The 14,090-nt window shown below is 54.3% G+C and carries 13 protein-coding genes; 11 read left to right on the top strand and 2 right to left on the bottom strand.

The annotated features are described in order from the left end of the window. The first annotated feature begins 35 nt into the window (after positions 1–35). Positions 36–713: a RadC family protein gene (gene radC, locus QWY27_RS06230; RefSeq protein WP_290195796.1), complete on the top strand. Its 678-nt coding sequence runs from the start codon at positions 36–38 to the stop codon at positions 711–713. 4 nt (positions 714–717) lie between these two features. Here radC and QWY27_RS06225 read toward each other — a convergent pair whose 3' ends face one another. Next, complete coding sequence (locus QWY27_RS06225) at positions 718–1,899, bottom strand: acetyl-CoA C-acyltransferase family protein (RefSeq protein WP_290195794.1); 1,182 nt, start codon at positions 1,897–1,899, stop codon at positions 718–720. Positions 1,900–2,010: 111 nt separating this feature from the next. Between QWY27_RS06225 and QWY27_RS06220 the strand changes: the two genes are divergently transcribed. Then, complete coding sequence (locus QWY27_RS06220) at positions 2,011–3,027, top strand: LLM class flavin-dependent oxidoreductase (protein WP_290195793.1); 1,017 nt, start codon at positions 2,011–2,013, stop codon at positions 3,025–3,027. Positions 3,028–3,030: 3 nt separating this feature from the next. On the opposite strand, the gene QWY27_RS06215 is transcribed toward QWY27_RS06220, so the two are convergent. Next, entirely contained in the window at positions 3,031–4,290 is a 1,260-nt protein-coding gene (locus QWY27_RS06215) for a class I SAM-dependent methyltransferase (RefSeq protein ID WP_290195790.1), read from the bottom strand. A gap of 197 nt (positions 4,291–4,487) precedes the next feature. Between QWY27_RS06215 and QWY27_RS06210 the strand changes: the two genes are divergently transcribed. The 9 genes from QWY27_RS06210 to QWY27_RS06170 all read left to right on the top strand — a co-directional run bounded on the left by QWY27_RS06210 (position 4,488) and on the right by QWY27_RS06170 (position 14,032). Further along, on the top strand, positions 4,488–5,690 hold the full coding sequence (locus QWY27_RS06210) for a multidrug effflux MFS transporter (protein ID WP_290195788.1): 1,203 nt from the start codon (positions 4,488–4,490) through the stop codon (positions 5,688–5,690). A gap of 71 nt (positions 5,691–5,761) precedes the next feature. Next, positions 5,762–5,998 carry a 50S ribosomal protein L28 gene (rpmB, locus tag QWY27_RS06205; RefSeq protein ID WP_028815924.1) on the top strand — a complete coding sequence of 79 codons (237 nt, stop codon included), beginning with the start codon at positions 5,762–5,764 and terminating at the stop codon, positions 5,996–5,998. Between the two features lie 29 nt (positions 5,999–6,027). Next, positions 6,028–6,195, top strand: a complete 168-nt coding sequence (rpmG, locus tag QWY27_RS06200; RefSeq protein ID WP_028815923.1) for a 50S ribosomal protein L33 — start codon at positions 6,028–6,030, stop codon at positions 6,193–6,195. A 168-nt stretch (positions 6,196–6,363) separates the two neighbouring features. Beyond that, positions 6,364–9,024 carry a leucine--tRNA ligase gene (leuS, locus tag QWY27_RS06195; RefSeq protein ID WP_290195779.1) on the top strand — a complete coding sequence of 887 codons (2,661 nt, stop codon included), beginning with the start codon at positions 6,364–6,366 and terminating at the stop codon, positions 9,022–9,024. 13 nt (positions 9,025–9,037) lie between these two features. Further along, positions 9,038–9,751: an LPS-assembly lipoprotein LptE gene (locus QWY27_RS06190; RefSeq protein ID WP_290195777.1), complete on the top strand. Its 714-nt coding sequence runs from the start codon at positions 9,038–9,040 to the stop codon at positions 9,749–9,751. Positions 9,752–9,763: 12 nt separating this feature from the next. After that, on the top strand, positions 9,764–10,801 hold the full coding sequence (gene holA / locus QWY27_RS06185) for a DNA polymerase III subunit delta (protein WP_290195775.1): 1,038 nt from the start codon (positions 9,764–9,766) through the stop codon (positions 10,799–10,801). Between the two features lie 4 nt (positions 10,802–10,805). Beyond that, complete coding sequence (locus QWY27_RS06180; protein ID WP_290195772.1) at positions 10,806–12,080, top strand: glutamate-5-semialdehyde dehydrogenase; 1,275 nt, start codon at positions 10,806–10,808, stop codon at positions 12,078–12,080. Next, positions 12,080–12,502, top strand: a complete 423-nt coding sequence (locus QWY27_RS06175) for a CopD family protein (protein ID WP_290195871.1) — start codon at positions 12,080–12,082, stop codon at positions 12,500–12,502. The genes QWY27_RS06180 and QWY27_RS06175 overlap by 1 nt, the downstream gene beginning before the upstream one ends. 9 nt (positions 12,503–12,511) lie before the next feature. Further along, entirely contained in the window at positions 12,512–14,032 is a 1,521-nt protein-coding gene (locus tag QWY27_RS06170) for a THUMP domain-containing class I SAM-dependent RNA methyltransferase (RefSeq protein WP_290195771.1), read from the top strand. Positions 14,033–14,090: the final 58 nt, after the last annotated feature.

The raw sequence follows: 14,090 nt of genomic DNA, 5'->3' as shown, positions 1-14,090 counted from the left end.
GGGCTTTGTTAAACACCTATTTTAGAACCTTCCCGATGACACTGCGCGAACACCTCTCCCCCGATCAACGACCCCGCGAAAGATTGCTGCAACATGGTGCCAATAGTTTGACGAATGCTGAGCTGCTGGCATTGATTTTAGGCACGGGCACACGCGGGTTAAATGCCCTGAAACTCGCGGAACAGCTACTTGTACGGTTTGGCGGACTGCGTCCGCTCCTCAGCGCTGATAGTGAAAACCTTAGAACTGTTGTGGGATTAGGTAATGCCCGCATTTGCCAACTTAACGCAATTCAAACGCTGGCCCGCCGTGCGATGGAAGAGGAGCTCAAACGGGAATGCTCACTCCAACACCCCACTCAAGTCAAAGCCTACTGCGCAAATCTGTTGGGTCATGCCTCAATCGAGCGATGCGTGGCTCTATTTCTAGATAACCAGCACCGCTTGATTAGCACCAAGGAAATATCGCAAGGCACACTCACTGAGGCAACGATTTATCCACGCGAGCTCGTCAAGGCAGGCCTCGCGCAACATGCCGCAGCGGTCATCCTCGCGCACAACCACCCTTCAGGTGTAGCAAAACCCAGCAGAGCCGACATCCTGCTCACCCAAAGACTCAGACAATCGCTCGCCGTCGTCGATATTGAACTACTTGACCACCTTGTGGTGGCCGGGCATCAAGTGATCTCCATCGCCGAGTTGGGGCACATGTGAGCAATCAAACTCTTTCGAAAATCGCCGCAATCCCCTGACCGCCACCAATACACATCGTCACCAGAGCGTATCTTCCACCCGTACGATGCAATTCGTAAATAGCTTTGGTCGTCACGATGGCACCAGTCGCGCCAATGGGATGACCCAGCGAGATACCGCTGCCATTGGGGTTGAGCTTTTTTGAATCCAGCTTGAGCTCTTTGGCAACCGCACAAGCTTGCGCGGCGAATGCTTCATTGGCCTCGATTACGTCCATTTGATCGATCGTCAGACCTGCACGCTTCATCACTGCCTGCGTAGCGGGGACAGGACCGATACCCATGATCTTGGGGTCAACACCCGCGTGTGCGTAGGCCACCAGACGTGCCAGTGGCTTAGCACCGCTGGACTTGACGGCTTCGCCGCTCATCATGAGTACCGCCGCGGCACCGTCGTTAATACCGGACGCATTACCAGCCGTGACAGTCCCGTTTTCTTTAACAAAGACAGCACGCAGGGAAGAGAGGCCTTCGAGTGACACATCACGGCGCGGGTGCTCATCCACTTTGAACTCAACCTCGCCTTTGCGTGTTTTGATGACAACCGGCACGATCTGCTCATTAAAGCGTCCTTCGTCCTGAGCCTGGGCTGCACGGCGATGGGACTCGACAGCCAGCGCATCCTGATCTGCGCGGGAAATACCAAACTGCTTGGCCACCGCTTCTGCAGTGATACCCATGTGCGTGCGATCAAATGGATCCGTCAGCGCCCCCACCATCATATCGATAACGGTCGAATCACCCATTCGCGCGCCAAAGCGCTGCGTCTGAGAAAGGTAACCGCCGCGGCTCATCGACTCCGCGCCACCACCGATCGCCATCTCGGTATCACCCAGCAAAATCGACTGGGCGCTTGAGACGATCGCCTGCAACCCCGAACCGCACAAGCGATTGACGTTAAAGGCGGCGCATGTCTGAGGCAGCCCTGCATTCAAGGCAACCACACGCGACAAATACATGTCCCGAGCTTCTGTGTGAACAACATGTCCAAATGCAAGATGTCCGACTTGTTTACCATCCACGCCAGAGCGCTCGATCACGGCTTTGACAACTGTCGTACCCAAGTCAATCGGCGCGACATCTTTGAGACCTCCTCCAAAATCACCCACGGCGGTTCTGGCAGCTCCAGTTATAAATACTTCACGCATCGCGCGCTCCTTAGACATTGAAAGAAAAATGGCATTGCATCCTGCGTATAAAAAAGTAATATCAGGACTATCTGCATTAGCATAACCTGCTTAGACACTCACGAGACACCTATGAGCATCCCCTATTCGATTCTCGACCTGTCCCCCATTCCACAAGGGTTTACAGCGGCTGACGCCCTGCACAACTCTCGCGATTTGGCCCAGCATGCTGAAAAATGGGGCTACACGCGCTATTGGCTCGCTGAACACCACAATATGACAGGCAACGCCAGTTCCGCGACCGCTGTGGTCATCGCCTACGTGGCGGGTGGCACCAACCATATCCGCGTTGGCTCTGGAGGGATCATGCTACCCAATCACGCACCCCTGGTGATCGCAGAGCAATTTGGCACGCTGGCCTCGTTATTTCCTGGCCGGATTGATCTCGGACTGGGCCGAGCGCCTGGCACTGACCAGATGACCGCACGCGCGTTACGAAGAGACCTCTTGGGCAATTCGGATCAATTTCCTCAGGATGTTCAAGAGCTGCAACACTACTTCGACGACTTACAACCTGGCCAAGCCGTCAAAGCCATTCCCGGGGCGGGACTTCACGTACCCATCTGGATTTTAGGTTCCAGTCTCTACGGCGCCCAACTCGCTGCTCATTTTGGTCTGCCTTATGCCTTTGCTTCGCATTTTGCGCCAGACTATTTGCTCGATGCGATGCGTGCCTACAAAGGATTATTTAAGCCCTCTGCTCAACAAGCCAAACCACACGCCATGGTTGGGGTCAACGTGATTGCCGCAGAAACTGACGAGGAGGCTAAATACCTCTTTACCACCCACCAGCAACACGCTACACGCATGCGCCGAAATACCCGCGGACAATTACCCCCCCCGATCGATGATATTGAAACTTTTTGGACGCCCCACGAAAAAATCTCAGTCAATGAGCAACTCGCCTGTTCGGTGGTCGGCAGCCCAGAAACAGTCCGAAAAGGACTTGAACGTCTCGTCCATCAAACAGGCGCGAACGAGCTGATGATCACGGGTCAAATTTTTGACCATCAAGCACGTCTACGCTCTTTTGAGATCGCAGCGCAGGCAGTCAAAGGGATCGAAGTATCGTCCGCAATGGCGGCTTAAGTCTCAGCGCTTTGCGTAAATATAATCGCGCCGCCAGGGATAGGCTTGATCGGCGGGCTCGTCTAACTCGTCTGTTCGACCGGTAGGAGAATGCTGGGCCAGAACTTGATGCAGCGCCACCCAACCGCTTTCAAAACCCTTGGCACATCCTGCAAGATACATACGATAAGCCCTGAGCGCGCGTGCACCTTGTTCACCAGTTAAGACCTTCGCCGCTTCATCAAGCCTGGCCTCAAGCGCATCGCTCCAGGCCCAAAGTGTCCGCGCATAGTGTGGTCTGAGATTTTCTATATCAAGCGCTTCGAGTCCGCCCGCGCTGAGCTCGCTGATCACATCGCCAATGTGCACCAGCTCACCGCCTGGGAAAATATATTTTTCAATGAAATCACCCATGCCGTTACCGAGCTGATCATTATGCAATCCACCGGCAGTGATGCCGTGGTTCAAAATCAACCCGCCTGGGCGCAAAAGCTGACTCAGCCGCTCAAAGTAAGTTTTGAGCTGCGCGCGACCTACGTGCTCAAACATCCCAACTGATGCGATCTTGTCAAAGGGCTGTGATTGATCCAGCTTGCGATAGTCCAACAATTTGACGCGCACGCGCGCCCCCAAGCCTTTTTCTTCAATCAAGCGCGAAACATGCGCATGCTGATTACGAGACAGGGTAATGCCCGTCGCATCCACGCCATAGTGCTCAGCCGCCCAAAGCAACAGTCCACCCCAGCCAGCACCCACATCGAGAAAACGCTCGCCAGACGAGAGTCGGAGCTTGCGGCAGATCAAGTCAAGCTTGGCCTCTTGCGCTTGGGCCAAACTCATCGATGGCGTTTCATAATAAGCACACGAATAAACCCGTCGCGGATCGAGCCACAAACCATAAAAGTCATCCGACAGGTCATAATGAAACTCAATATGACGGGCATCCCGTTCAATGGAATGCCGCCAAACGGACATCACCCTTGAAATAACCCCTGTGAGCCAGCCCATCCGTGCAGCCTCAAGTGGTGAGCCGGGCAAAATCGAAGCTGCTGCCGCCATGATGTCTCGCATCGATCCACGCACATCGCACACACCTTCCACGTAATCTTGTCCAATCAAACCGACCTGGCCAGAAGCCAAATGTGCAAGAGCCTTGTTCTGCTTGGCAACAAGAGTCACCGGCGCATCACTTGGGCCAAGCCGGGTGCCATCAGGCAAAACAAGCCCCAAGCCAATCGGCAAACTTTCCAACTTTTTTTCAATCGATGCGATCAAAGGATTCACGTTTTGGCCTCATGAGTCAATTGGACTTTTTCAATGTATCTGATTTTTCCTGAGTAGAAAATACTCTGTTTTACTTAATATTTAACTGTTGTAACGCGCGCCACGCTCGCAGTGTCAACCGCATCCACACGCAATAGGACGGCATGATAAAGTCAGTCCATCGGCTCCAAAAGTTTTTTCAAAGGCATTCACACAACATGCGCTCCAGACTCGCCGCCATGGGATTGCCCGGCTGGCTCATTTTGATGGGTGCCTTGACTGCAATCGGTCCGCTATCGATTGACATGTACTTGCCAGCCTTTCCTGATATTGCCAGCGGGCTCGGCGCTCAAAGCAGCGAGGTGGAACGCACACTCGCCGCCTATTTGCTCGGGATGGCGGGCGCCCAACTGATTTATGGTCCTCTGGCAGATCGTTTTGGACGCAAGCCCCCTTTATATGGTGCGCTCGTCATCTATATTCTGGCCTCCGCCGGCTGCGCGCTTGCTCCAACTGTTGAGTTTCTGACTATCAGCCGCATTTTTCAGGCGCTGGGCGGTGCCGCGGGCATGGTGATCCCGCGTGCGGTCGTGCGAGACCACTACAACACACAAGAGGCTGCGCGTGCCTTATCGATGCTGATGCTCATCATGGGCATCGCCCCCATCCTCGCACCTGTTTTGGGCGCTCAGGTTCTGGCATGGGTGGGCTGGCGCGGTATTTTTGTCACAATCACCCTCTGCGGGATCGCATTGCTTTGGACCTTGTCCAAAGTCATGATCGAGAGCCTGCCTCCGGAAAATCGCACCCCCCTGAGCTGGGGAAATATTTTCAGGACTTACGAGGGGCTGATCCTACACAGAAGGTTCATGGCTTTTGCTCTGTCGGGAGGGCTGGCCTCGGCAACCTTGTTTGGATACATCGTTGGCTCCCCCAGGCTCTTTATTCAACATTATGGCGTCAGCCCGCAAACATACGGCCTCTTATTCGGTTTGAACGCTATGTGCCTGATCGCCGGCTCCCAAGTCAGCGCCAGACTCTTAAAAAAGCACAGTCCGAACGCAATCCTCCCCTGGGCGCTTGGAGGCATGATGGTGGCCGGACTGTTCTCTCTCCTGGCGGCAGTCACTAGCCTGGCCACGCTGGCCTCGATCATGGGTAGTTTGATGGTTTTCATGTTTTGCTATGGCTTTGTGGGCCCCAATACCGCCGCCCTGGCGCTTTCGGACCAAGGCCGTCAGCTTGGCTCGGCCTCTGCCTTGATGGGAACCTTGTCTATTTCTTGTGGCGCCCTGGCAGGCCTACTGATTAGCCTGCTGCAAATCCCCGGCCCCCTCCCCCTGGCATTTGTCATGGCTGGTTGTGCCTCCATGTCTTGTCTCGCAGGGGCAATGGCTAGGCGCGCCAGCCCCGGCGTTTGATTAAATGCTTGATTTCGTATTAGAATGTCAGACTTGATGTGAAAATCTGAACAAACATAATAGGTGTAGCCATGGCACGTGTATGCCAAGTGACTGGAAAAAAGCCCATGGTGGGCAATAACGTTTCTCACGCTAACAACAAAACCAAGCGTCGTTTTCTGCCTAACCTGCAGTCACGTCGTTTTTGGGTTGAAAGCGAAAACCGTTGGGTGCGCCTGCGCGTGTCCACTAACGCCCTGCGTACGATCGACAAAAATGGCATTGATGCCGTTCTGGCTGACCTCCGCGCACGCGGCGAAGTCGCCTAACTCGACACACTCGCCCATAGGAGCCCAACATGGCAAAAGGTACACGCGAAAAGATTAAGCTCGAGTCCAGCGCTGGAACGGGTCATTTCTATACAACGACAAAGAACAAGCGCAACATGCCCGAGAAAATGCTGATCAAGAAATTTGATCCAGTTGCTCGCAAGCACGTTGACTACAAAGAAACAAAACTCAAGTAAAGTTTGTTCAAAATCTGTGAGTCACTCACAGGACATCATCATAGACAGCCTCGCCTAGCGAGGCTGTTTGTTTTTGAACGTCTACCTTGCAACGCTTCGCCCTCAGTACGACCTATAATGTCAGACTGATTCGGCGCCTCAGCGCCCCCACCTTTTTTGGCTGTCGCAATGCAGGAACGCTACTTACCCACTGTTGTTGAAAATCTTGCCCACGCTAACTGGGATGCCCGAGATGCTTATCGCGTCACCGAAGGCGCGCTTAACGCGCAGGGACAACCCAAACCAAAGTTTTATGCATGTTCAATGTTGCCCTACCCAAGTGGCAAATTACACATGGGCCATGTCCGCAACTACACCATCAATGACATGATGGCGCGGCAGCTCCGCATGCGCGGCTATAACGTGCTGATGCCAATGGGCTGGGATGCCTTCGGCATGCCCGCTGAAAATGCAGCGATCAAGTCCAAGGTACCGCCAGCCAAGTGGACCTATGACAACATCGCCTATATGAAAAAACAAATGAAGGCGATGGGTTTGGCGATCGACTGGTCGCGCGAAATGTGCGCCTGCGATCCATCCTATTACAAATGGAACCAATGGCTCTTTCTCAAGATGCTCGACAAGGGCATCGCCTACCGCAAGACACAGGTTGTAAATTGGGATCCGGTTGACAATACAGTACTTGCCAATGAACAAGTGGTCGACGGACGCGGCTGGCGCTCAGGCGCACTCGTTGAAAAGCGTGAAATCCCTGGCTACTACCTGCGCATCACTGACTATGCCAGTGAACTGCTCGAACAAGTCCAACAGGGTTTATCTGGCTGGCCCGACCGTGTGCGCGCCATGCAGGAAAACTGGATCGGCAAGAGCGAGGGTGTTCGTTTCGCTTTCCCCCACGACATCAAAGATGCTTCTGGTCAGCTGATTCAGGACGGCTTGATGTATGTGTTCACCACGCGTGCGGATACGGTGATGGGCGTGACTTTTTGTGCTGTCGCCCCCGAGCATCCTATCGCCCAGCATGCAGCACTGAATAATCCTGCCCTCGCAGCCTTTATTGAGCGATGCAAACAAGGCGGCACCACTGAAGCCGAAATGGCGACGCGCGAAAAAGAGGGTTTAGAGACTGGACTATTTGTTCGTCACCCACTGACTGATCAAGCCATTCCTGTCTGGGTGGGCAATTACGTGCTCATGAGTTACGGAGATGGCGCGGTCATGGGCGTCCCGGCTCACGATGAGCGCGACTTCGCTTTTGCTAATAAGTATGGCATTCCGATCAAACAAGTTGTTCAAGTCGGTGACAAACCCTTTGACGACAAGGTTTGGCAAGAATCCTACGCAGACAAACAATCTGGCCACCTGATCCACTCAGGCAAGTACGATGGCTTAAAATTTTCGCAAGCGATTGACGCCATTGCCGGCGAGCTTGAGGCGCGCGGGTTAGGTCAACGTCAAACAACTTGGCGTCTGCGTGACTGGGGCATCTCCCGCCAGCGATACTGGGGGACACCGATCCCCATCATCCACTGCGACGATTGCGGGGCCGTACCCGTACCCGAAAAAGACCTGCCAGTGGTGCTGCCAGAAGACCTCATCCCTGACGGTAGCGGTAACCCACTGGCCAAACATGCTGCATTTTTAAAGTGCGTATGTCCGAGTTGCGGTAAGGATGCGCGACGCGAAACCGACACCATGGATACGTTTGTGGATTCGTCGTGGTATTTCATGCGTTACACCTCGCCTGGCAATGATCAGGCCATGGTTGACGCGCGCAACGACTACTGGATGCCGATGGATCAATACATCGGCGGGATCGAACATGCAGTCATGCACTTGTTGTATGCGCGCTTCTGGACCCGCGTGATGCGTGACCTGGGTCTGGTCAAATTCGACGAGCCCTTTACCAAACTCTTGTGCCAAGGCATGGTGCTCAACCACATTTACTCGGCCAAAAATGAAAAAGGCGGCATTGAGTATTTTTGGCCTGAAGAAGTTGAAAACACTTACGATGCAAAAGGCGCGATCATTGGTGCGCGACTCAAAAGCGACGGACGCGAAATCACCTACGGTGGTGTCGGCACAATGTCCAAGTCTAAAAATAACGGCGTAGACCCTCAGTCACTCATCGATACCCAAGGCGCGGACACTGCCCGTTTATTCGTCATGTTCACAAGCCCGCCCGAGCAAACGCTTGAATGGTCCGACTCGGGTGTAGAGGGCTCAAACCGCTTTTTACGTCGACTCTGGGCCTTAGGCTTTCAAAAGAAAGAACTGATCGCGGCGGGTTTGCAGGCTGCAGTTTCTGACTGGGCGTCTGCGCCCAAAGAAGTCAAACAACTGCGCTTCGACATCCATGCTCTCCTCAAACAAGCAGATTACGACTACCAGCGTATTCAGTACAACACAGTCGTCTCCGCTTGCATGAAAATGCTCAACGCAATCGATGATGCCAACCTAGGAGACTCCAGTTTTGCTCAGGCTGCCACCGCTGAAACAATTGGCATACTGCTCAGAGTACTCTACCCTGTGGTGCCACACATCACCTGGCAGCTTTGGGCGGAGCTTGGCTATGCGAAGCCTTATGGTGACTTGCTCGATGCGCCTTGGCCTGCTGTGGACGAGTCAGCTCTCATCACTGATGAGGTTGAACTGGTTCTGCAAGTCAATGGAAAACTACGCGGCAACCTAAGCGTCGCGCGTGAAGCAACGCGTGAGCAAATCGAACAACTCGCCGTTGCGCACGATGCTGTGGTGCGTAACCTCGAAGGTCGCCCACCCAAGCGGGTCATCGTAGTACCTGGCAAACTTGTCAACGTAGTCGGCTAACGGGAAAAACTCGATGATTCAGTCCTCAGCGCGTTTCTTAGTGATGTGGCGTTTCTTGCTTTTGGGGTTGATCGGCTTGTCAATGGCAGGCTGTGGCTTCAAAATGCAAGGCGTCACGCCAATGCCCTTTGACTCGCTGGCGATTACGATCCCCCAAAACTCACAGTTTGGTGCAGATGTGCGTCGGGCAATCAGAGCCGCCTCGCCCAACACTGTGATCATTGAGCCGAGCGACAGCATCCCTGTCGCGCCTGGTGACAAGGCGCGCGTCAATCCGAACACGGTCCCGCAAGCCCGTCTGGAGCAGGTCTCCGAAGTCCGTAACTCCCGGATTGTTTCCTTGAATGCGCAAGGCAAACCAGAGGAATTCGAACTCACTCTGGTCTATACCTTCCGTCTGGTCAATGCAAAAAATCAGATCGTTTTGCCGGACACCACACTATCGGCGGCGCGTTCAATGCCTTTCGATGAGCGCGTCGTTCAGGCCAAAGAAGGCGAAGCCGTCACCCTCTATCGAGACATGCAAAAAAGCCTGGTCGCGCGCATGATGCGACGCCTGACCGCTCCGGATATCAAGCAACGCTGGGATGAGTTGAACTCGGCCTCTCCTGCTCAGCAAGGAAACATCGAACAAGCCATGCCTGTTCAGGCCCCCACTATTGTCCCTGCACCTTGGCAAAATCCTTCACTCACACCCCTGCCAGTACCGGTTAACCCCGGCGGTTAAGCAGAACACCCCGTGGATGCACAACGCCTGATCAATGAACTTAGCCGACCAGGCGCAAACCTGGCGGCTTTGTTCGTGATGACGGGCGACGATCCATTACTCACAATTGAGGCAACGGATGCTTTGCGTGGGATTGCCCGGGCAGCGGGCTTTGTTGAACGCAACGCTTTTGTCATGGATGCGCGAAGTGATTGGAGCGCACTTGGCATGGCAAGCCAAAGCGGCTCGTTGTTTGGCGACAAACAACTCGTCGAAATATCCCTGCCAACAGGAAAACCGGGTAAAACGGGTGCAGAAGCGCTTATCTCCCTAGCCAAACGCTGTGCCGGCCAGTCCGCAGACGATGTACTGACGATCATCTCGCTTCCAAGGCTGGATAAAGCCTCTCGGGAAAGCAAGTGGGCAAGCGCCTTGCAATCGTCCGGGAAATTTATCGACATCCCAAGCGTGGAGCGTGCGCAGCTACCTCGCTGGATTGCAGAACGACTGGCTCGCCAATCACAAGAAACCGATCCCGAAACACTTCAATGGCTCGCTGACAAAGTAGAGGGCAATCTTCTGGCCGCGCATCAGGAAATTCTCAAGCTCGGTCTGCTCTTTGAGCCCGGTAAACTTGCCGCGAAAGACATTGAGCAATCCGTCATGAACGTCGCACGCTATGACGTGTTTGGCTTGCGAGATGCCATGCTTGCCGGGGATGTACCGCGCATGATTCGGATCATGGATGGTCTAAAAGCCGAAGGCGAAGCGTTGCCGCTCGTTCTTTGGGCTGTGGGAGAAGAAATCAGAACGCTTGCAAGGATTGCGCAAGCCGTAGAAGCAGGACAGGACTTGTCCGGCGTGCTACGCTCACAGCGAGTCTTTGGTTCGCGTGAACCGCTTGTGCGCAAGGCCCTTGCCCGCGTATCGCCTCGAAGCTGGCCCGCTGCCGTTCAACATGCGCACGAAGTTGACCGACTGATCAAAGGACTCCACGTTTCCGGACGCTTGCAGGATCCCTGGGAAGAAATGAACCGCCTCGCGATGCGTATCGCTTTTAAACCGACTTAATTCTATGACTAGTATTTTTGATTCAATCCAGCAAATCGGACGACAAGCCCGTCAAGCGTCTCGCCAGATGATGCGGGCCAGCAGTGCGCAAAAAAATCACGCACTGCGGGCGATGGCCGATGCCCTATCAGATCAACGCTCCACCCTTCAAGCCGCGAATCATCTTGACCTCGAGGCCGCGCGACAACGCGCGCTCGAACCCGCGCTCCTTGATCGGCTCACGCTCTCTGATCGCAGCATCGACATCATGATCGAAGGCTTGCGACAGATCGCGGCAATGCCCGATCCAGTCGGCGAACTGACCGCTACTAAAATTCGGCCCAATGGCATGCAGGTCGCACAAATGCGAGTAGCGCTTGGTGTCATCGGGATCATCTACGAATCAAGACCCAATGTCACGATTGATGCCGCAGCACTGTGCCTAAAGTCGGGCAATGCCGCGATTTTGCGAGGAGGCAGCGAGGCGCTGCATTCCAATCTAGCACTTGGCAAAATTGTGAGCATCGGCCTGAAGGCTGCGGGTTTGCCTGAGTTGGCGGTTCAGGTGATCGAGACCTCTGATCGCGCAGCGGTCGGTGCGCTTATCGCCATGACTGAGTATGTCGATGTCATCATCCCTCGAGGAGGCAAAAGCCTGATTAAACGTCTCGCCGAAGAGGCCCGGGTCCCCATGATCAAGCACCTCGACGGTAATTGTCACGTGTATGTGGACGAATTTGCGGATCTGAAAAAAGCCTCCGACATCGCCTTCAACGCCAAGACCTATCGTTATGGGGTCTGTGGAGCAATGGAAACCCTACTCGTGCATCAAGCGATCGCTCAGGACTTTTTACCAGCCTTCGCGCACCGACTGGTTGCGCATGGCGTTGAGCTCAGAGGTTGTGCACGTACGCAGGCCCTCGTTCCTGAGGCATCAGCCGCAACAGACGAAGACTGGGCCACCGAGTATCTGGGACCGATTCTGGCCATTCGCATTGTGGACTCGATGCCAGAGGCAATCGAGCACATTGAACGCTGGGGCTCTGGCCATACCGAAGCAATCGTCACCACGCACATCGCACATGCCCAGCAGTTTCAACGCGAGGTGGACTCAAGCTCGGTCTACGTTAATCTCCCCACCTGCTTTGCAGATGGCTTTGAATACGGACTGGGTGCGGAAATCGGCATTTCCACCAATCGACTCCATGCGCGAGGTCCTGTCGGACTCGAAGGACTCACAACACTCAAATGGGTGTTGCAAGGTGATGGTCAGACTCGGGGATCAAACACATCATGCTAATGCTCTGGGTTAAAACGCTTCATATTGTTCTGATCGCCTCATGGTTTGCGGGCTTGTTCTATTTGCCGCGTATTTTTGTCAACATGGCGCAACAGTCTGATCCTGCCGTGCTGAGCGTTTTGGATGGAATGGCAAAACGCCTCTACCGCTTCATGACGATTCTTGCTGTTCCTGCGGTCCTGCTAGGTATCTGGCTTTATTTAGGTTTTGGTATTGGTTTAGGGCCTGGCAATGGCTGGATGCATGCCAAACTCGTCCTCGTCTTGGCCGCGCTGGGCTACCACTACAGTTGCGGCGTGTTGCTGCGCAAATTCGAACAGGGCGCCAATCGGCGCTCTCACGTTTTTTATCGCTGGTTCAACGAATTACCTGTGCTGATCCTGACTGCAACGACAGCTCTCGTCGTCATCAAGCCTTTTTAATGAGAATTCATGTCTGAACAGGATCCCACTCGTAAAACTCTCACTATCAAAAAGCGTGGTGACACACCTGATGAGAGTTCAAGCGAACGACCGCGCGTACGAATTGGCGCACGCGCCCGTCGGGTTGCGCAACAAAAAATCACCAAAGACAAGACCGCCCGCTCCAACACAATGTTGCGCAGCGGTCCAAACGAGTTCAGGGCACCGGGCGAACGCGCACGGCCCCTGACCGATCGCTCACCGCGCAGCGCAGCGCCCAAGGCTTTGCCACAAGTCCAAAGCAATCGCGCACAGCGCGAATCAAGTACCCTGCAATCGAGCACCGTGCAAGCTAGCTTGCCTGCCACGATTGTGAGTCCGACCACGGAAATCTTTCATATTTTTGCACCCTGCCCGGTCGGTCTTGAAGAGGCGCTGAGTGCGGAGCTCAGCGCGTTGGGTTATGAGCAGGTACAAGCCACCCGGGCGGGTTGTCATTTTGTAGCCGACTGGTGGGGCGTCCAACGAGCCAATCTTTACTCGCGTCTGGCCACGCGCATATTAGTGCGGGTCGGACAGGCGCCTGTTCAGCAAGAAGACGATATTCTCGAGCTCGCGCAGAGTATTGGCTGGGAACGCTGGTTTGGCGCAGAACATACCTTGCGCGTGGATACTTCAGCAGTCAAGAGTCCGATGCAGAGCTTGCAATACTGCAATTTGCGCGCCAAGGACGGCATTTGTGATAGGCTGCGTGACCTTGAAGGGGCTCGTCCCTCAATAGACACTGTACGCCCTGATGCGCGCGTACATTTATTTCTCTCCCAAGATACAGCCACGATGTATCTCGATACATCGGGTGAATCGCTCTTTAAGCGCGGCTGGCGTCTCGATAAGGGCGATGCGCCGCTCAGAGAAAATTTGGCAGCAGGCCTATTGGCGCTTTCCGGTTGGGATCCTCAGGCAGCCTTGCTTGATCCCTTTTGTGGCAGTGGCACGATTTTGATCGAAGCCGCCTGGATCGCGTTGGGAGTCCCCCCCGGCATCAATCGCCCCTTTGGTTTCGAACGACTCCGAGACCATGAATCGAGGCCCTGGGAAGATCTCAAAGAGGATGCCCGCAGCCGAATTCTTCCAGAGCTCGAGGCGCCTCTTGTCGGCATTGATGCGAATCCCGAGGCCATCGACGCTGCGCAACGCAACGCCGAACGAGCCTGTTTGACAGAGGAAACCATTCAGTTCGAGATCGGTGACGCACGCGATGCCGTGGCCCCGGCACCCAACGGCTGGATCCTGACCAATCCACCCTATGGGGAGAGGCTAGACGAAGAAGACTTGGAGTTTTGGCGGGAGTGGTCGGCCAACCTGAAACGTGAATTTGCCGGCTGGCAAGTCAACATCATTACTTCGGATCTTGATCTACCTAAACATCTTCGACTAAAGGCCAATCGTCGCACACCGATCTTTAATGGTGCGTTGGACTGCCGTCTTTTTAACTTTGAGTTAGTTGAAAGCAGCTATCGAAACGTTGCAACAACGCAACAAAAAACGTAATCAGGTATTTTTCCAGGGGTTTTAAGGGTTTTCCCTTAAAAACATTTGCTTAGTTTCG

Source organism: Zwartia vadi, assembly GCF_030410375.1.
Classification (GTDB): Bacteria; Pseudomonadota; Gammaproteobacteria; order Burkholderiales; family Burkholderiaceae_B; genus Zwartia; species Zwartia vadi.
The sequence above is the reverse complement of the archived record's forward strand: the minus strand, read 5'-3'. Positions and strand labels throughout refer to the sequence as shown.